Origin of the sequence: Pseudomonas palmensis (assembly GCF_049942755.1) — a bacterium.
GTDB lineage: Bacteria > Pseudomonadota > Gammaproteobacteria > Pseudomonadales > Pseudomonadaceae > Aquipseudomonas > Aquipseudomonas palmensis.
This window is the reverse complement of the sequence record NZ_CP187958.1, coordinates 2,762,652-2,779,925: the sequence shown is the minus strand read 5'-3', so window position 1 is coordinate 2,779,925 and position 17,274 is coordinate 2,762,652. Positions and strand designations below refer to the sequence as shown.

The window sequence follows — 17,274 nt, the reverse complement described above, 5'->3', positions numbered from 1 at the left end:
TCAACCCAGCTCGACAATCTCGTAGGCGTGGGTGATCTCGACCCCGGCGCGCCCCAGCATGATCGATGCCGAGCAGTACTTCTCGGCCGACAACTCCACCGCGCGCTTGACCTGGGCCTCCTTCAGGCCGCGGCCCTTGACCACAAAGCGCAGATGAATCTTTGTGAACACCTTGGGGTCCTCGTCGGCCCGCTCGGCCTCGAGAAACGCCTCGCAGCTCTCTACCGCCTGGCGCGATTTCTTCAGAATGCTCACCACGTCGAAATTGCTGCAGCCACCTAGGCCCAGCAGGAGCATCTCCATCGGCCGCACGCCCAGGTTGCGCCCACCACTCTCGGGTGGACCATCCATGACCACTACATGGCCACTGCCCGATTCGCCAAGAAACATGGCTTCGCCTGCCCACTGGATACGCGCCTTCATCACCCGGATTCCCTTGCTTTGAAAAAGGCTGTCAGCTTAGACCTTGCGCGCACGTGCGAAAAGGCTAAGCGTTCGAGTAAATATGCCGATACACCTACAGGCGTCTGATAAGCTGGCGCCAAACTGCTGGCACCCGCGCCCAGCGGTCGACAAGAATGCCCACGCGTCGCGTCTTTCCAGGATTCAGCCATGGTTGCAACAACCCTTCCAGCCAAGATCAAGAACATCGACAAGTTGCTCGCCCACTGCCAGCGTCGCCGCTTTGCAGCCAAGAACAACATCATCTGCGCTGGTGATCGGGCCGATACCCTGTCGTTCATCGTCAAGGGCTCGGTGACCATCCTGATCGAGGACGAGGAAGGCCGCGAGATGATCATCGCCTACCTCAACAGTGGCGATTTTTTCGGTGAGCTGGGCCTGTTCGAACCCATCGGCAAGGAACACCAGCGCAGCGCCTGGGTACGCGCCAAGACCGAATGCGAAGTGGCTGAAATCAGCTACGAGAAATTCCGTGAACTGGCCCGCCAGGACCAGGACATCCTTTACGCCCTGGGCAGCCAGATGGCCCAGCGCCTGCGCAACACCACGCAGAAGGTCGGCGACCTGGCGTTTTTCGACGTGACCGGTCGGGTGGCCCGCTGCCTGCTGGAGCTGTGCAAGCAGCCCGATGCCATGACCCACCCCGACGGCATGCAGATCAAGATCACCCGCCAGGAAATCGGCCGCATCGTCGGCTGCTCGCGAGAGATGGTCGGCCGCGTGCTCAAGGACCTCGAAGAACGTAACCTGGTGCATGTCAAAGGCAAGACCATGGTGGTCTTCGGCACCCGTTAATCGCGCTCGATCGCCGCGATCACCTGCGAGTAGGCCTGCTCCAGGCGCGCCAGCAGCGGTGCCTGGGGCACCACTTCATGCAGAGCGATATGACTGTCGGCGCGGCAGCGCTGCTCAAGCTCGCAGCATTCATTGAAGCGATTGACTGCCGCCACCATCGACTCGCGCTCGTTGTCCAGCAGCAAGGCGCCATGCACCAGCACCACCGGGCGCTTGCCGCCCAGGCCCTGACGCCAGCGCTGCGCCGTGCCGACCAGCTTGCGACCATTGAGGTTGACGTTGTAGCGCCCATCGCAGAACGCCCCCTCGATCTCCCCCACCGACGCCAGCCCGCCCCATTCGCGCAACACCTCGCATAGCGGCAGGCACAGGCGCTCGTAGGCCTTCTCGATACGACCGTGATCACCCTCGCTGCGCGGCGCCACATACACCAACGCGATATTGATTGTCGCAGCCGACTGCGGCACTGGCTCACCGCCGGTCTCGCGCAGCAGCACCGGCCAGCCGGCAACGGCCAATTCGGTGCAGGCGGCCTCGAAACCTTCCAGCCGGCTCATTCGCCGCGGCATCACCAGCGCGCGGTCCGTCGGCTGCCAGAACAGCAGGCCATGTTGCTTTTCGCCCTTGCACACAGCCGCCAGCAGGTCCTGCTCGGCCTGCAAGCCCGCCTCCACCGTCACCGCAACAGCTTGTTCAGTCATCACACCCACCTTGTCGATACAAAAAAGCCGGCAACGCCGGCTTCAGTGTGGATCAGTCCAGGCCTTGCGCCGGGTTGTGCACCACGCGCTCGGGGAAGAACAGGCGCTGCAGTTCCAACCCCGGGTGCTCGGCACGCATGAACGCTTCGCCCACCAGGAACGAGTAGACCTCGTTGATCTCCATCAGCTCGACGTCTGCCCGATTGAAAATGCCACTTTCGGTGATTGCCAGGCGATCACGCGGGATGCGCGGCAGCAGGTCGAGGGTGGTTTCCAGGCTCACCTCGAAGGTGTGCAGGTTGCGGTTGTTCACGCCCACCAGCGGTGTATCCAGGGTTTTCAGCGCACGCTCCAGCTCGTCGCCGTCGTGCACTTCGACCAATACATCCAGCCCTACGCTCTTCGCCGTGGCCGCCAGCTCGGCCATCTTCACGTCATCCAGCGCCGAGACGATCAGCAGCACGCAATCGGCACCCAGCGCACGGGCCTCGACGATCTGATAAGGATCGATCATGAAGTCCTTGCGGATCACCGGCAACGTGCACGCGGCGCGCGCCTGCTGCAGGTATGCATCGGCGCCCTGGAAGTAATCGATATCGGTAAGCACCGACAGGCAGGTGGCCCCGCCCTTTTCATAACTGACGGCAATGTCGGCCGGCACGAAGTCTTCGCGAATCACGCCCTTGCTCGGCGATGCCTTCTTGATCTCGGCGATCACTGCCGGCTGCTTGCGCTTTGCCTGCTCGATCAGCGCATTGGCGAACCCGCGCGGCGCATCGGCGACGGCCGCCAGGCGCTCGAGTTCAGCCAGGCTGACGCGGGCACTGCGCTCGGCCACTTCCTGAACCTTGCGCGCCAGGATGTTTTCCAGAACCGTCGGTACGCTCACTCTTCATTCTCCTGCTTGAATACCGCGGTAAAGGCGCCCAGCTCTTCGAGCTTTTCTCGCGCCAGCCCGGTGTGCAGTGCATCATGGGCCAGCTCGACGCCTTGCTTGAGGCTCATGGCATGGTCGGCGGCATACAGCGCAGCGCCGGCATTGAGCACGATCATTTCTGCCGCCTTCTGACCGTTTTCGGTCTTGCGGCGCCCCAGGGCATCGCGAATCAACTCCAGCGACGCGGCCGGGCTGTCTACCGCCAGGCCGTGCAGGCTCTGGCTCTTCATGCCCAGGTCTTCGGGCTCTACCCAGTACTCGGTGATTTCGCCGTTCTTCAGTTCCGCAACGAAGGTCGGCGCGGCCAGGCTGAATTCGTCCAGGCCGTCCTTGGAGTGCACCACCAGCACATGCTTGCTGCCCAGGCGTTGCAGCACCTCGGCCAGCGGCCGGCACAATGCCTGGGTGAACACGCCGACCACCTGGTGCCTGACCCCGGCCGGATTCGTAAGCGGGCCGAGCATGTTGAACAGCGTGCGCAGCCCCAGGTCACGACGCGGGGCGGCGGCATATTTCATCGCCTTGTGGTGGGTCTGGGCGAACATGAAGCCGATACCGACGCTGTCGATGCAACGCGCGACCTGCACCGGCGTCAGGTTCAGGTAGATACCGGCGGCCTCGAGCAGGTCGGCGCTGCCGCTCTTGCCCGATACCGCACGGTTGCCGTGCTTGGCCACGGTGCAGCCGGCAGCGGCCACGACAAATGCCGAGGCGGTGGAAACGTTGAAGATATTGGCGCCGTCGCCACCGGTACCGACCACATCGACCACCTGGTCCAGGGTCTGCAGTTGTACCTGGTCGGCCAGCTCGCGCATTACCGATACCGCACCGACGATCTCGTCGATGCTTTCGCTCTTCATGCGCATGCCCATCATGAAGGCGCCGATCTGCGCCTCGCTGCACTGGCCAGTCATGATCTCGCGCATCACATCGCGCATTTCCTCGGTGCTCAGGTCCAGGTGACCGACGATGCGGCCCAGCGCGCTCTTGATATCCATGGTGTCAAATCCTTAGCGGCGGCCGCCGGTCTGCTTGAGGAAGTTGGCGAACAGCTCGTGGCCCTGCTCGGTGAGGATCGACTCGGGGTGGAACTGCACCCCTTCGATGTTCAGTGTCTTGTGACGCAGGCCCATGATCTCGTCGACCGAGCCGTCGTCCAGAGTGGTCCAGGCAGTCACTTCCAGGCACTCGGGCAGCGTTTCGCGCTTGACCACCAGGGAATGGTAGCGGGTCACCGTCAACGGGTTGTTCAAGCCTGCGAACACACCCTGGTCGATGTGCGACACGGGGCTGGTCTTGCCGTGCATCACCTGGCGCGCCCGTACCACATCACCGCCAAAGGCCTGGCCGATGGACTGGTGGCCCAGGCACACGCCCAGGATCGGCAGCTTGCCGGCAAAGTGCAGGATGGCTTGGAGCGATACACCGGCCTCGGTCGGGGTGCACGGGCCAGGAGACACCACAATGCGCTCGGGTTGCAGTGCCTCGATCTGGGCGATGGTCAGTTCGTCATTGCGAATGACCTTGACCTCTGCACCCAGCTCGCCGAAGTACTGCACGACGTTGTAGGTAAAGGAGTCGTAGTTGTCGATCATCAGTAACATCTGGGTCAACCTCTTGAGTCTGGCGACTCTGAATTCTGTGTTGCGCCGCAGCGGCGCCCTTCTCAGCTGAGCGGTGTCTGTTCAGCCAAGGCTACCGCGCGGAACATCGCCCGACGCTTGTTGATGGTTTCTTCCCACTCCAGCGCCGGCACCGAGTCGGCGACGATGCCGCCACCAGCCTGCACATGCAGCTCACCGTCCTTGATCACGGCGGTGCGGATGGCAATGGCGGTGTCCATGTTGCCGTTCCAGGCCAGGTAGCCGACGGCGCCGCCGTACACGCCACGCTTGACCGGCTCCAGCTCGTCGATGATTTCCATGGCGCGGATCTTCGGCGCCCCCGACAGGGTACCGGCGGGCAGAATGGCGCGCAGCGCGTCCATCGCGCTCAGGCCCTGCTTGAGCTGGCCGGTGACGTTGGACACGATGTGCATCACGTTGGAGTAACGCTCGATCACCATCTTCTCGGTGACCTTGACCGAGCCGGTTTCGGAAACGCGACCGGTGTCGTTGCGGCCCAGGTCGATCAGCATCAGGTGCTCGGCGATCTCCTTGGCGTCCGACAGCAGGTCCTGCTCCAGCGCTCGGTCGGCCTGCTCGTTGGCACCACGCGGCCGGGTGCCGGCGATCGGGCGCACGGTGACCAGGTTGTCTTCGACCCGCACCAGCACTTCCGGCGAGCTGCCCACCACATGGAAGTCGCCGAAGTTGAAGAAGTACATGTACGGCGTGGGGTTGAAGCAGCGCAACGCGCGGTACAGGTCGATGGGCGCGGCCTTGAAGTCGATGGACATGCGCTGCGAGGGCACCACCTGCATGCAGTCGCCGGCCAGGATGTACTCCTTGACGGTATCGACGGCGCGTTCGTAGTCGGCCTGGGTGAAGCTTGAACGAAACTCCGGCTCAGCAGCCAGAGGGCCGCCCAGGGCCAGGCCGCGACGCGGGGCGATCGGCTGGCGCAGTTGTTCGAGCAGTTCTTCAAGACGCGCCAGGCCATTTTCGTAGGCGTTGTCCTGAGCGGGGTCGGCCAGCACGATGGCGTGCATCTTGCCGGCCAGGTTGTCGAACACCACCACGGCGTCCGACACCATCAGCAGGATGTCCGGCACGCCCAGCGGATCGGGATTCGGGCACTTGCCCAGGCGCTTCTCTACATAGCGCACGCAGTCGTAGCCGAAATACCCCACCAGGCCACCGTTGAAGCGCGGCAGGCCGTCGATGGTCGGTACGTTGTAGCGTTCCTTGAACGTCTCGACGAAGGCCAGCGGGTCTTCGACTTCATGCTGTTCGATCTCGACACCGTCATGGGTGATGCGCACCTGATGGTCATGTACGCGCAACACGGTGCGACATGGCAGGCCGATTATCGAATAACGCCCCCACTTCTCGCCGCCCTGCACCGATTCGAGCAGGTAGGAGTTGGGCTGGTCGGCCAGTTTCAGGTAGATCGACAGCGGCGTGTCGAAGTCGGCCAGGGTTTCGCAGGCCAGGGGAATGCGGTTGTAGCCGGCAGTGGCCAGGCGCAGGAATTCTTCGCGGGTCATGATAGCCTCGTGGCAATGGGGCAATAAGTCGTACAGGCAAACGCGCCGGATCAGGCCGGCCAGAAAAAAGTCAGGCGCGCCAACGCCAACGGGCCAGGGCCTTGATGACTTTCATCCAGAGTTTGCCGGGTGCCACCACGATGGAATCTCTATCAGGGGGGGATTGATCGTCCGACATTAGCTCAGTGGCCGAATCTAAGCAACCAGGCAGCAGCGCGCGCAGGTCATCGATCACCAGCGCGGGCGACTCCTCGCTGATCGGGCGGCCATGGTTGTAGCCGTAGCTGAGCGCCACGCATTGCACCCCTGCCGCCCGGGACGCCAGCACATCACTGCGCGAGTCGCCCACGAACAGCGCCTGGGCCGGCGCCACGTTAGCCATCTGCATCACGAACAGCAATGCGGCGGGGTCGGGTTTCTTCTGCGGCAGGGTGTCGCCGCCGATGATCCAGCGAAAGTATCGCCCGATCTTCATCTGGTCCAGCAAGGGAGCGACGAAGCGCTCCGGCTTGTTGGTGATCAGGGCCATTTCCACGCCCTGCTTGTGCAGCCACTTGAGGGTGTCACGCACGCCGGGGTAGACCACCGTCAATTCATGGTTGTCGGCATAGGCCTGCATGAACAGCTCGAGCCCGCGCGCGGCCTCATCGTCGTCCACCCCGGCATGCTCGATGCTGCCGGCCAGGGCGCGGCGCACCAGCACCTGCACGCCATTACCGACCCATTCGCGCACGGCGGCGACACCGGCGGGCTGGCGCCCCATTTCGAGCAGCATGTGATCCACGGCGGCCGCCAGGTCCGGCACCGAATCGATCAGGGTGCCATCCAGGTCGAACATCACCAGCTTGGGCAGGCCCCCGGGGAACAGCTGCTCGAAGCCGCTCATGGGCGGGCCAGGGCCAGTTCGGCGTGCATCCTGGCGATCACCTCTTTGTAGTCCGGGGCATTGAAGATCGCCGAGCCGGCCACGAAGGTGTCGGCGCCAGCAGCGGCGATTTCCCGGATATTGTTGACGTTGACCCCACCGTCGATCTCCAGGCGGATATCACGCCCGCTGGCATCGATCAGCGCGCGGGCTTCGCGCAGCTTGTCGAGGGTGGCCGGAATGAACTTCTGGCCGCCAAAGCCCGGGTTGACGCTCATGAGCAGGATCATGTCGACCTTGTCCATCACGTACTTGAGCGCATCCAGCGAGGCAGCCGGGTTGAACACAAGGCCCGCCTTGCAGCCGCCGTCACGGATCAGCTGCAGCGAGCGATCGACGTGCAGGGTGGCGTCGGGGTGGAAGGTGATGTAGGTGGCGCCGGCTTCGATGAAGTCGCCGATGATGCGGTCCACCGGGGTGACCATCAGGTGTGCGTCGATCGGCGCGGTCACGCCGTACTTGCGCAGGGCGCTGCACACCATCGGACCGATGGTCAGGTTGGGAACGTAGTGGTTGTCCATCACGTCGAAGTGGACGATATCGGCGCCGGCTTCGAGCACCTTGTCGACTTCTTCGCCCAGGCGGGCAAAGTCGGCTGAGAGGATGGAGGGGGCAATAGCGTAGGGCTGCATGGCGCACCTGTTGGGCAGAATCACGGTGGCGCGCATTGTACCTCAGGCAAACCGTCAGGGGCTGACTGGCATCAAGCCTGGATCAGGATCGGTGGTGCCCACTTCGCCGACAAGGCCGGCTCCTACAGGAGCCAGCCCTGCCGGCGAAGGGTCGTCTGTTTCAGCCCGGCTGTTGGGTACGCAGCTTCTCGCCACGCCCGCGCAGCCATTCCAGGGTCAGCAACAGCACCACCGAGAACGCGATCAGCAAGGTCGCCGCTGCAGCAATGGTCGGGCTCAGGTTCTCGCGGATACCGCTGAACATCTGGCGTGGCAGCGTGGCCTGCTCCGGCCCGGCGAGGAACAGCGTCACCACCACCTCGTCGAACGATGTCGCGAAGGCGAACAGGGCCCCCGAGATCACACCCGGGGCGATCAGCGGCAGGGTCACCCGGCGGAACGTGGTGACCGGCGAGGCGCCCAGGCTGGCCGCAGCCCGTACCAGGTTGTGGTTGAAGCCTTGCAGGGTGGCCGACACCGTGATGATCACGAACGGTACACCCAGCACCGCATGCACCAGAATCAGCGAGGTGAAGCTGTTGCCCAGGCCCAGCGGGGCGAAGAACAGGTAGCTGGCCACACCGATGATCACCACCGGTACTACCATCGGCGAGATCACCAGCGCCATCACCAGCGATTTGCCGGGGAAGTCGCCACGGGTCAGGCCGATCGAGGCCAGGGTGCCGAACACCATCGCCAGCAGCGTCGCCGCCGGGGCCACGATGATGCTGTTCTTGAGGGCGCGCATCCACTCGGCCGAACCGAAGAAGTCTTGGTACCACTGCAGCGAGAAGCCTTGCAGCGGATACACCAGGAAGCTCCCCGAGTTGAACGACAACGGGATGATCACCAGTACCGGCAACACCAGGAACAGCAGCACCAGCCCGCAAAGGATGCGCAAACTGTAGTACCAGACCCGTTCGACGGGCGACATGTAAGGGCTCAGCATGACAACGCTCCTCAGCTCAGACGCAGGCGGCTTGCGCCAACCAGCCAGCTATAGATCAGGTACAACAGCACGGTGGCCAGCAACAGCAACCCGCCCAGTGCGGTGGCCATGCCCCAGTTGATGCTGGTGTTGGTGTAGAAGGCAACAAAGTAGCTGACCATCTGGTCGTTCGGGCTGCCCAGCAGTGCCGGGGTGATGTAATAGCCGATCGCCAGGATGAACACCAGCAGGCACCCTGCGCCGACGCCGGCATAGGTCTGCGGCAGGTACACCCGCCAGAAGCTGGCGAACGGATGGCAACCCAGGGAGATCGCCGCACGCATGTAGGTCGGGGAAATGCCCTTCATCACGCTGTAGATCGGCAAAATCATGAACGGCAGCAGAATGTGGACCATCGAGATGTACACGCCGGTACGGTTGAACACCAGTTCCATCGGCTTGTCGATCAGCCCCAGCGCCATCAGGCCGCTGTTGATCAGCCCCCCGGACTGGAGCAGCACGATCCACGCCGCCACCCGCACCAGGATCGAGGTCCAGAACGGCAGCAACACCAGGATCATCAGCAGGTTGCTCTGCCGGGTCGGCAGGTTGGCCAGCAGGTAGGCCAGCGGGTACGCCAACGCCAGGCAGATGACGGTGATCACCAGGCCCATCCACAGGGTGCGGGCAAAGATGTCAAGGTAGATGGCCTGGTCCGGGGTGGTCGGCGCCAGCTCGCCCAGGTCATCGATACGGTGGTCCACCGAGGCCAGCAGGTAGAACGGCGTCACGCTGCTGGTGTTGCGGCGGATCGCCTGCCAGTAGGCCGGGTCGCCCCAACGCTCGTCCAGCTCCTGCAACGCATCCTTGTAGGATTGCGGCTCGGTCTTGAATGGCAGGGCCCGGGCAGTCTTGGCCAGCAGGCTGCGGTAGCCGGCCAGCTCCATGTTCAGACGCTTGGAAACATCGCCCAGGGTCTGATTCTTGCGCGATTCGGCGAGGTCTTCGCTGAGGGCCTTGTACACGTCCTCGCCAGGCAGGCTCTTGCCGTCCCATTCAGCCACCGCGGCGACGGTGCGCGGCAAGCCGCCAACCACCTCGGGGTTGCCGACGCTCTTGTACAGCAGCGCGGCGATCGGCACGATGAAAACCAGCAGCAGAAACACTGCCAGCGGTGCGATCAATGCTTTTGCCTTCCAGCGGTTGACGCGTTCAGCACGCGCCAGGCGCTTCTTGAGGTTGGAACCTGCGCCTTCGTTCAGGGGCACTGCGATGGCCATAGCGAACTCCGAAAATCTTGGAAACAAGAGGCGTCAGCACGATGCCGACGCCCCATTGGCACGGCTTACTTGGCCGCCCAGGCGTTGAAGCGTTGTTCCAGCTGCTCGCTGTTGTCAGCCCAGAACACCACGTCGATCTGCACCTGATTGGCGATGTTCTCCGGCGTGGTCGGCATGTCCTTCTTGACCTCGTCCGTCAGCAACGCCACGGCCTTGCTGTTGGCCGGACCGTAGGCGATGTTCGAGGAGAACACCTTCTGCTGCTCGGGCTGGATCGAGAAGGCGATGAACTTCTTGGCGTCCTCGAGGTTTTTCGCGCCCTTCGGAATGGCCCAGGCATCGAAGTCGTAGATACCGCCGTTCCATACCACCTTCAGGTTGCTTTCCTTCTGCACCGCAGCGATGCGACCGTTGTAGGCCGAGCTCATCACCACGTCGCCCGAGGCCAGGTACTGCGGCGGCTGTGCACCTGCTTCCCACCACTGGATGTTTGGCTTGAGGGCGTCGAGCTTCTTGAAGGCGCGGTCCTGGCCTTCCTTGGTGCCCAGCACCTTGTAGACGTCTTTAGGTGCCACACCGTCGGCCATCAGCGCGAATTCCAGGGTGTACTTGGCACCCTTGCGCAGGCCGCGCTTGCCCGGGAATTTCTGGGTATCCCAGAAATCCGCCCAGCTGGTGGGCGCAGTCTTGAGTTTGTCGGCGTTGTAGGCCATGACGGTCGACCACACGAAGAAGCCCACGCCACACGGCTGGATGGCGCCGGCCACATAGTCGGACTCATCGCCGAACAGGGCCGGGTCGAGCTGCTCGAACATGCCTTCGTCACAACCGCGGGCCAGTTCCGGCGACTCCACCTCCACCAGGTTCCAGCTCACGCTCTTGGTGTCGACCATGGCCTTGACCTTGGCCATTTCACCGTTGTAGTCGGCGGGGATGATCTTGCCGTTGCCGGCCTTTTCCCACGGCTCGTAGAACGCCTTGACCTGGGCGGCCTTGTTGGCCCCCCCGAACGCGACCACGGTCAGGTCGGCGGCGATGGCCTGGCTTGCTGCGAACAGGCCCAGGGTCAGAGCGGTCAGCTTCAAGTGTTTGTTCATTATTGTTCTCTCCGCGTTGCTGGGATGGGTGAGGCGATCCTCACTGGGCTTCCAGAATAGGATCGAGTGCGCGACCGTGCTCGACCTCCCAGCCCAGTGGCACCACATCGCCCACGGCCAGGGCCGGGTCGAGTTCGGCGATGGGTTGCTTCACGAAGAAGTCCGCCTTGCCGCACACTTCCAGACGCACCCGCACGTGGTCGCCCAGGTAGATGAATTCGGCCACCCGCCCAGAGAAGCGGTTGACGCAGCTTTCGCTGTGACCGTTCAGGCGCACGCGCTCCGGACGGATCGACAGGGTGACCGGCTCGCCCGGCTGGCCGACGTTGACGGCCAGTGCCTCGACCTTCTCGCCACGGGGCAGCGCCACCAGGCAGCGATCGCCGGTCTGGCTGAGCAGGCGCCCGTTGATACGGTTGTTCTCGCCGATGAAGTTGGCCACGAAGGTATTCTTCGGCTCTTCATACAGGGTGCGCGGGTCGGCGATCTGCTGGATCTCGCCCTGGTGGAACACGGCCACGCGGTCGGACATGGTCAGCGCTTCGCCCTGGTCGTGGGTCACGTAGACCACGGTCACGCCCAGACGCTGGTGCAGGTGCTTGATTTCCATCTGCATGTGTTCGCGCAGCTGCTTGTCGAGGGCGCCGAGGGGTTCGTCCATCAGTACCAGTTGCGGTTCGAACACCAGGGCGCGAGCCAGCGCTACACGCTGCTGCTGGCCGCCGGAAAGCTGGCCAGGGTAGCGCTGGGCGAAGGTTTCGAGCTGCACCATGTTCAGCACGCGCTTGACCCGCTCGCTGATGTCGGTCTTGCTCAGGTTGCGCACGCTCAGCGGGAAGGCCAGGTTCTCGGCCACGGTCATGTGCGGGAACAACGCATAGTTCTGGAACACCATGCCGATGTCGCGCTTGTGCGGCGGCACGTTGTTGATCGAACGCCCGTCCAGCAGGATCTCGCCGGCGGTAGGGGTTTCGAACCCTGCCAGCATCATCAGGCTGGTGGTCTTGCCCGAGCCCGAGGGGCCGAGCAGGGTCAGGAACTCGCCTTTGCGAATATCCAGATTCAGGTCTTTGACGATCAGCGACTCGCCGTCGTAGCTCTTCTGCACACCACGGAAGCTGACCAGCACTTCGCCGGTTGCAGCGTTCGAATTCACCTCACTCATACCTGCACCTTCTTGTTGGATGACTGCTGTGACCCAAGACTAGAGAAGGCAGAAGGTGGCGCAAATCGGGGGTGCTGAGAGAATGCCATCAGCCGGATGGAAACTTGCGGGTAGGGATTGCCCTACAAGGGTGGCGTTTTCAGACACGTTGATAGCCGTGCTGCCACCTTCGCTGGCAAGCCAGCCCCCACAAGGTTTGTCGGTACACGCCGAACCTGTGGCGGCTGGCTTGCCAGCGAAGGGATCAACCCGATGTCGTTTTTGGAACACTCACACCAGCTTGTGCTCCATCGCATACTTCACCAACTCCGCCAGCGAAGTCACATTCAGCTTCTGCATCAGGCGCGCCTTGTGGGTGCTGATGGTCTTGTTGCTCAGCGCCAGCTGCTGGGCAATGTCGTTGACGTTCGCCCCCTGGGCCAACCGTTCGAACACCGAGAACTCGCGCTCCGACAGCATCGAGTGCAGGGGGCGCGAATCCGTCAGCCCCACCTCGAACACCATGCGGTCGGCCAGGTCCGGATCGATGTAGCGCCCGCCCCCCGCCACCCGGCGAATCGCGGTCAGCAGCAGTGCCGGATCACTGTCCTTGGTCGCGTACCCCGCCGCGCCGATCTTCAGCGCCCGCGCCGCCATCTGCGCTTCGTCATGCATCGACAGCACCAGGATCGCCGGCGGCGCGCTCAACGCGCGAATTCGCGGTATCGCCTCCAGCCCGTTCACCCCCGGCATCGAGATATCCAGCAACACCACCTCGCATTCGGTGTGGCGCAAGGCTTCGAGCAACTGCTCGCCATTGCCGGCCTCGCCCACCACCTGCATGTCCTTGGCCAGGCCGATCAACTGCTTGATGCCCTCGCGCACGATGGTGTGGTCTTCGGCAACCAATACTCGAATCACTGTCAGCTCCTGTCGTTGTTCAGGGGGATGCGTACGCTCAACGTGGTGCCCTCGCCCGGCTCGCTGTCCAGGCGCATGCTGCCGCCCAGCATCAGCACGCGCTCGCGCATGCCCACCAGGCCGAACGAGGTCGGGCGCTGGTCACTCTGCACGAAACCCACGCCGTCGTCGCTGATGGTCAGGCACAGCATCGCACCGTCCAGGCCCAGGTTGATCTGCACAGTATGCGCGTGGGCGTGGCGCATGACGTTGGTGAGGGCCTCCTGCAGAATGCGGAACAGGCTGGTGGCCTTGGCGTCGCTGAGCGGCGGCAGGTTGTCCGGTACCTCGACCAGGCACGGGATCTGCGTGCGGGCCTCGAAACGCCGGGCCTGCCACTCGATGGCCGAGGCAATGCCGGCATCCAGAATCGGCGGGCGCAAGGCCGTGGCGACGTCGCGCACCAGCTGGAACAGCTGCGCGATCAGGCGCTTCATGCTGCCCAGGCGCTCGTTCAGGCCCGGGTCCAGCCCGGCATAGGCCAGCTCGCACATCGAGGTTTCCAGCTTGAGCACGGTCAGCATCTGCCCGAGCTCATCATGCACCTCGCGGGCGATCCGCGCTTTCTCTTCCTCGCGCACGCTCTCCAGGTGCGCCGACAGTTCGCGCAGTTGCTCCTGGGAGCGCGCCAGTTCCAGCTCGGCGCGCTTGCTCTGGCTGATGTCCCATACCACCCCGTCCCACACCACGCGGCCGTCGCGCAGATTGCGGGTACTGGCCTTGATGTCGGCCCAGCGCTCCTCACCCTGGCGCGTGACGATGCGGCCCTGCCACGACCAGTCCTGGTCGGTGGCCAGCGCCTGGTCCTGCACGCGGTGATAGTCGGCGCGGTCTTCGCTGTGCACCAGGTTGCGCAAGCCCATGTCCGGGTGCTGCAGTTCGATGGGCGAGTAGCCGACCAGGGCCTCGCTGCCTTCGCTGATATAGGGGAACTCCAGGTCGCCGATCGCCGGGTTGCGTTCCAGCCGGAACACCAGCCCCGGCACGTTGCCGGCAATGCCCTTGAGCCGCGCCTCGCTCTCGCGCAGCGCCGCCAGGGCACGGCGGCGCTCGGTGACGTCATTGATGAACACCACCAGGTATTCGGCATCGCGAAAGCGCAAGAAGCTCAACGACACATCCACCGGTACCAGGCTGCCATCGGCGCGCAGGCACTGGGTCTCGAAGCGCTGCGCCGCCTCGTCGCTGGCCCGTGCACGCTTCCACAGGTCCAGCCAGCGGTCCATGTGCAGGTTGGGCTCGATATCGATCAGCGGGCGATCGTTCAGCGCCCCCGAGGTATAGCCGAGCATGCTTTCGACCGCGCGGTTGGCGTAGCGCACATGGCTGTCCCAATGCACCCACAGGATGCCCACGGTGCTCTGGTCGAGGGAGAACTGGCTCAGGCGCAGCGCCTCTTCGCGGGCCAGGCGCTTGGCGATGTTTTCCCGCGCAGCCAGCAGATTAAGTTCCAACTGCTGCTGCTGGCGCCGCTGCCAGATCACGATGAAGACGCAACTGAAGAACAGCGCTGCGAACAGCAACGCCAGGTTCTGCCAGAACCCCGGTGACTCGCTCAGGCGCGGGTAGCGGGGTTGCAGCCAGCGGTTGTGCAGTTGCTCCAGGTCCTTGGCCGGGATGGCCTGCAGGCCGACCTCGATGATGTCGGCCAGTATCGGCCAGTCACGCCGCGAGCCCACCCGCAGCAACTGCGGCAAACCGATGTCGCCCACCACCACCAGATCGCTGAATTCGTTCTCGCGCGACAACCGGCTCAACTGCGCTTCATCCAGCACCGCGTAGCGCACCTGCTCGCTGAGCAACAGCTGCAAGGCCTGGCGCTCGGCCGGCACGCCTTGAAGATTCAGGTTGGAATAGGTCGCGCGCAGATAGTCGGCCAGTGAACTGGGCATGCGCACTGCCACCCGCTCGTTTTCGGCGAGCCGCTCCAGGTCCACTGCCATCGAGCCGTTGCGCGGGCCCACGATCAACTGCGGTACGCGCATGTAGGGGTCGCTGAACAACCAGCGACGCAGGCTGGCCGGGGTCTGGGTCAGCCCTGGCGCCAGGTCGATCTCGCCGCCGGCCAGGGCATGCTCGAGCGCGGCCTGGTCGGGGAAGTTGCGCCACGTCAGGTCCAGGTCCAATGCCCTGCCCAGCCAGTTCATCAGCTCGACATTGACACCTGACAGCTGCTGCAGGCGCCGGTCGAACTGCGCGAACGGGGCCTGCAACACCAGGCCTACCCGCAAGCTGCGGTGCTGGTCGAGCCATTGCTGTTGCGCCGGGGCCAGGCGTACCGCAGCCGGTACGGATGCCTGCTCCGCGTTCGCCATAAAGGGCCAGCACAAGCAGCCGATAAACAACAGGCAGCGCAAACGCATCATCTTGAATCTCGTCAATGAAGGGACCGCCATCGAACATGGCCGTCGTCGACAAATACCATTAGGCTGCCGGTATCACTCTGGCCTGGATCGATCAATGTTCGTACTCAAACGCACGGCGCTTTCGGCGCTATGCCTGTCCTTGATACTACCTTGTACCGCACAAGTTCTGGCGCAGGAAACGCCGGCCGCCGACGCCGATGCCGCGCCGGCCACGCGCCAGGCGCTGCCCGAGCGCAGCCAGGAAGACGCCCAGGCCCTGGAGCGGCAAGTGCCCAAGGACGAGCAGCAAACCCTGCAGGCCGGCAGCGACAGCTTCCTGGCCCTGTGGAAACCTGCCAACACCCCGGCACCCGAAGGCGTGGTGATCATCGTCCCGGGTGCCGGCGAGAGCGCCGACTGGCCACGCACCGTCGGCCCCCTGCGGCGCAAGTTCCCCGATGCAAAGTGGGCCAGTCTGAGCCTGAGCCTGCCGGATCTGCTGGCCGAGAGCCCGGTGGCCCGCAAGGAAACCCCGGCACCGCCCCCGCAACCGGACAAGGACGTGAAGGGCGCACCGGCCAAGGCCACGCCGGCCGATGCCAATGCCAACATCGCCCAGGCCACCGCAGCAGAAACCGAAAACAGCGAAAGCGCCGAAGCGCCCGCCAGTACCGATCCGGCGGCCAGTGAAAAGGCCGACGCCGAGCGCATCTTCGCCCGCCTGGATGCCGCCGTCGCCTACGCACAGCAGCAGAACGCACGCAGCGTGGTGCTGCTGGGCAGCGGCAGCGGTGCCTACTGGTCAGCCCGTTACATCAGCGAACGGCAACCGCCGCAGGTGCAAAAGCTGGTGATGGTCGCTGCGCAGAACCCGGCCCGCGTCGAACACAGCCTCGACAGCCTGGCCGCCACGCTCAAGCTGCCGACCGCCGACTTTTACTATGCCAACCAGGCCGGCGTCAGGCAGGCGGCCGTGAACCGCCTGCAGGCCAGCAAGCGACTCAAGGACAGCAGCTACCACCAGGTCGCCCTGACGGCCATGCCCGGCAACCAGGCTGCCGAGCAGGAGCAACTGTTCCGCCGCATTCGCGGCTGGCTGAGCCCGCAAGCGGTCGACTAGAAGCCGCGCCGCTTGCGTACCACCGCGTAGGCCTGATGCAGGTCACGGGTACGCTCGGTGGCGTCGCGCACCTGCGCCGGGCTCGCGCCGCTACCCACCAGTTTGTCCGGATGATGCCGGCTGAGCAGGCGCCGGTAGGCCTGCTTGACCTGTACAGGCTCGGTCTCGGGTAACACCCCCAGCAAGCGCAGGGCCTCGGGATAGCTGATGCCCTGATTGCCCAGGGCCGCCCGGTGCGGCTCGTAGTCGCTGGCCAGTGCCTGCACCCGGGTCGTCGACCAGCCCAACTGCTGCCCCCACTGCATCAACAGTTCGCGCTCGTGACGCCCTACCCGGCCGTCGGCCCAGACCATGCGCCAGCAGGCACGCAGCAAGCCTTCGGCAGCATGGGGTTGCTGCTTGAGGCGACGCAGGTGCGGATGCAGGCGCTCGCTGCCGCTCTTGCCCCGGTTGAATGCGGCAATCGCGCGCAGACGTGCCGGTTCGCTCATCTCCAGGCGCTGCATTTCCTGACGCGCCTGCTGGATATGTCCGTCGACCACCCGCCCTTCACTCTTGGCCAGGCGCCCAAGCAGCACGAACAGCACTTCGTCGTCGCGCAGCACCGCGCGCCCGCCCAGACGCTCGCGCAGGTGCGCCCAACTGTGCAGTTGCAGACGGCGGTCCATCGCCTGACCGAGCAATGCCCCCAGCAACGCCCCTGGAATGCTGGCGATGGCAAAACCCGCTCCGGCACCAATCACTGTGCTCGGCCACAACAT

General features: G+C 64.2%; 17 protein-coding genes. 2 read left to right on the top strand and 15 right to left on the bottom strand.

Annotated elements, in window-relative coordinates:
* Window positions 1–423: an OsmC family protein gene (locus ACPRTJ_RS12715; protein WP_043859826.1), complete on the bottom strand. Its 423-nt coding sequence runs from the start codon at window positions 421–423 to the stop codon at window positions 1–3.
* A gap of 189 nt (window positions 424–612) precedes the next feature.
* Here ACPRTJ_RS12715 and crp point away from each other — a divergent pair, with 189 nt between their 5' ends.
* Window positions 613–1,257, top strand: a complete 645-nt coding sequence (gene crp, locus ACPRTJ_RS12710; RefSeq protein WP_043859825.1) for a cAMP-activated global transcriptional regulator CRP — start codon at window positions 613–615, stop codon at window positions 1,255–1,257.
* On the opposite strand, the gene ACPRTJ_RS12705 is transcribed toward crp, so the two are convergent.
* The 13 genes from ACPRTJ_RS12705 to ACPRTJ_RS12645 all read right to left on the bottom strand — a co-directional run bounded on the left by ACPRTJ_RS12705 (window position 1,254) and on the right by ACPRTJ_RS12645 (window position 15,414).
* Window positions 1,254–1,958 carry a lipoate--protein ligase family protein gene (locus ACPRTJ_RS12705; protein WP_058541841.1) on the bottom strand — a complete coding sequence of 235 codons (705 nt, stop codon included), beginning with the start codon at window positions 1,956–1,958 and terminating at the stop codon, window positions 1,254–1,256. The two genes, crp and ACPRTJ_RS12705, sit on opposite strands and share 4 nt — an antisense overlap.
* 52 nt (window positions 1,959–2,010) lie before the next feature.
* On the bottom strand, window positions 2,011–2,847 hold the full coding sequence (trpC, locus tag ACPRTJ_RS12700) for an indole-3-glycerol phosphate synthase TrpC (RefSeq protein ID WP_054915953.1): 837 nt from the start codon (window positions 2,845–2,847) through the stop codon (window positions 2,011–2,013).
* The gene (gene trpD / locus ACPRTJ_RS12695; protein ID WP_043863772.1) at window positions 2,844–3,893 is read right to left on the bottom strand and encodes an anthranilate phosphoribosyltransferase; all 1,050 of its coding nucleotides are present in this window, start codon (window positions 3,891–3,893) and stop codon (window positions 2,844–2,846) included. The genes trpC and trpD overlap by 4 nt, the downstream gene beginning before the upstream one ends.
* A gap of 12 nt (window positions 3,894–3,905) precedes the next feature.
* Window positions 3,906–4,499 carry an aminodeoxychorismate/anthranilate synthase component II gene (locus tag ACPRTJ_RS12690; protein ID WP_043863771.1) on the bottom strand — a complete coding sequence of 198 codons (594 nt, stop codon included), beginning with the start codon at window positions 4,497–4,499 and terminating at the stop codon, window positions 3,906–3,908.
* Window positions 4,500–4,561: 62 nt separating this feature from the next.
* Entirely contained in the window at window positions 4,562–6,043 is a 1,482-nt protein-coding gene (gene trpE / locus ACPRTJ_RS12685; RefSeq protein ID WP_426428982.1) for an anthranilate synthase component I, read from the bottom strand.
* A gap of 70 nt (window positions 6,044–6,113) precedes the next feature.
* Window positions 6,114–6,929, bottom strand: coding sequence for a phosphoglycolate phosphatase (locus ACPRTJ_RS12680; RefSeq protein WP_043863769.1), 816 nt, complete (start codon window positions 6,927–6,929; stop codon window positions 6,114–6,116).
* The gene (gene rpe, locus ACPRTJ_RS12675) at window positions 6,926–7,600 is read right to left on the bottom strand and encodes a ribulose-phosphate 3-epimerase (RefSeq protein WP_043863783.1); all 675 of its coding nucleotides are present in this window, start codon (window positions 7,598–7,600) and stop codon (window positions 6,926–6,928) included. The genes ACPRTJ_RS12680 and rpe overlap by 4 nt, the downstream gene beginning before the upstream one ends.
* A gap of 160 nt (window positions 7,601–7,760) precedes the next feature.
* Window positions 7,761–8,588: an ABC transporter permease gene (locus tag ACPRTJ_RS12670; protein ID WP_043863768.1), complete on the bottom strand. Its 828-nt coding sequence runs from the start codon at window positions 8,586–8,588 to the stop codon at window positions 7,761–7,763.
* Between the two features lie 11 nt (window positions 8,589–8,599).
* A complete protein-coding gene (locus tag ACPRTJ_RS12665; protein ID WP_043863767.1) occupies window positions 8,600–9,847 on the bottom strand; it encodes an ABC transporter permease in 1,248 nt (415 codons plus the stop codon).
* A gap of 65 nt (window positions 9,848–9,912) precedes the next feature.
* Window positions 9,913–10,944 carry an ABC transporter substrate-binding protein gene (locus ACPRTJ_RS12660; protein ID WP_054915954.1) on the bottom strand — a complete coding sequence of 344 codons (1,032 nt, stop codon included), beginning with the start codon at window positions 10,942–10,944 and terminating at the stop codon, window positions 9,913–9,915.
* A 40-nt stretch (window positions 10,945–10,984) separates the two neighbouring features.
* Entirely contained in the window at window positions 10,985–12,109 is a 1,125-nt protein-coding gene (locus ACPRTJ_RS12655; RefSeq protein ID WP_043863765.1) for an ABC transporter ATP-binding protein, read from the bottom strand.
* A gap of 270 nt (window positions 12,110–12,379) precedes the next feature.
* Window positions 12,380–13,009 (bottom strand): response regulator, encoded by a 630-nt coding sequence (locus ACPRTJ_RS12650; RefSeq protein WP_043863764.1) that lies wholly within the window; start codon window positions 13,007–13,009, stop codon window positions 12,380–12,382.
* 2 nt (window positions 13,010–13,011) lie between these two features.
* Window positions 13,012–15,414, bottom strand: coding sequence for a PAS domain-containing sensor histidine kinase (locus ACPRTJ_RS12645; protein WP_426428980.1), 2,403 nt, complete (start codon window positions 15,412–15,414; stop codon window positions 13,012–13,014).
* 94 nt (window positions 15,415–15,508) lie between these two features.
* On the opposite strand from ACPRTJ_RS12645, the gene ACPRTJ_RS12640 reads away from it, so the two are divergent.
* Window positions 15,509–16,513: an alpha/beta hydrolase family protein gene (locus ACPRTJ_RS12640; RefSeq protein WP_255001607.1), complete on the top strand. Its 1,005-nt coding sequence runs from the start codon at window positions 15,509–15,511 to the stop codon at window positions 16,511–16,513.
* On the opposite strand, the gene ACPRTJ_RS12635 is transcribed toward ACPRTJ_RS12640, so the two are convergent.
* Window positions 16,510–17,274, bottom strand: coding sequence for a TerB family tellurite resistance protein (locus tag ACPRTJ_RS12635; protein WP_043863761.1), 765 nt, complete (start codon window positions 17,272–17,274; stop codon window positions 16,510–16,512). The genes ACPRTJ_RS12640 and ACPRTJ_RS12635 overlap by 4 nt on opposite strands.

What these genes read in the sequence shown, in the direction of transcription:
- ACPRTJ_RS12715 (WP_043859826.1), bottom strand. Translation starts at nt 423, where the DNA reads ATGAAGGCGCGTATCCAGTGGGCAGGCGAAGCCATGTTTCTTGGCGAA.
- crp (WP_043859825.1), top strand. Translation starts at nt 613, where the DNA reads ATGGTTGCAACAACCCTTCCAGCCAAGATCAAGAACATCGACAAGTTG.
- ACPRTJ_RS12705 (WP_058541841.1), bottom strand. Translation starts at nt 1,958, where the DNA reads ATGACTGAACAAGCTGTTGCGGTGACGGTGGAGGCGGGCTTGCAGGCC.
- trpD (WP_043863772.1), bottom strand. Translation starts at nt 3,893, where the DNA reads ATGGATATCAAGAGCGCGCTGGGCCGCATCGTCGGTCACCTGGACCTG.
- ACPRTJ_RS12690 (WP_043863771.1), bottom strand. Translation starts at nt 4,499, where the DNA reads ATGTTACTGATGATCGACAACTACGACTCCTTTACCTACAACGTCGTG.
- trpE (WP_426428982.1), bottom strand. Translation starts at nt 6,043, where the DNA reads ATGACCCGCGAAGAATTCCTGCGCCTGGCCACTGCCGGCTACAACCGC.
- ACPRTJ_RS12680 (WP_043863769.1), bottom strand. Translation starts at nt 6,929, where the DNA reads ATGAGCGGCTTCGAGCAGCTGTTCCCCGGGGGCCTGCCCAAGCTGGTG.
- rpe (WP_043863783.1), bottom strand. Translation starts at nt 7,600, where the DNA reads ATGCAGCCCTACGCTATTGCCCCCTCCATCCTCTCAGCCGACTTTGCC.
- ACPRTJ_RS12670 (WP_043863768.1), bottom strand. Translation starts at nt 8,588, where the DNA reads ATGCTGAGCCCTTACATGTCGCCCGTCGAACGGGTCTGGTACTACAGT.
- ACPRTJ_RS12665 (WP_043863767.1), bottom strand. Translation starts at nt 9,847, where the DNA reads ATGGCCATCGCAGTGCCCCTGAACGAAGGCGCAGGTTCCAACCTCAAG.
- ACPRTJ_RS12660 (WP_054915954.1), bottom strand. Translation starts at nt 10,944, where the DNA reads ATGAACAAACACTTGAAGCTGACCGCTCTGACCCTGGGCCTGTTCGCA.
- ACPRTJ_RS12655 (WP_043863765.1), bottom strand. Translation starts at nt 12,109, where the DNA reads ATGAGTGAGGTGAATTCGAACGCTGCAACCGGCGAAGTGCTGGTCAGC.
- ACPRTJ_RS12645 (WP_426428980.1), bottom strand. Translation starts at nt 15,414, where the DNA reads ATGATGCGTTTGCGCTGCCTGTTGTTTATCGGCTGCTTGTGCTGGCCC.
- ACPRTJ_RS12640 (WP_255001607.1), top strand. Translation starts at nt 15,509, where the DNA reads ATGTTCGTACTCAAACGCACGGCGCTTTCGGCGCTATGCCTGTCCTTG.
- ACPRTJ_RS12635 (WP_043863761.1), bottom strand. Translation starts at nt 17,274, where the DNA reads ATGTTGTGGCCGAGCACAGTGATTGGTGCCGGAGCGGGTTTTGCCATC.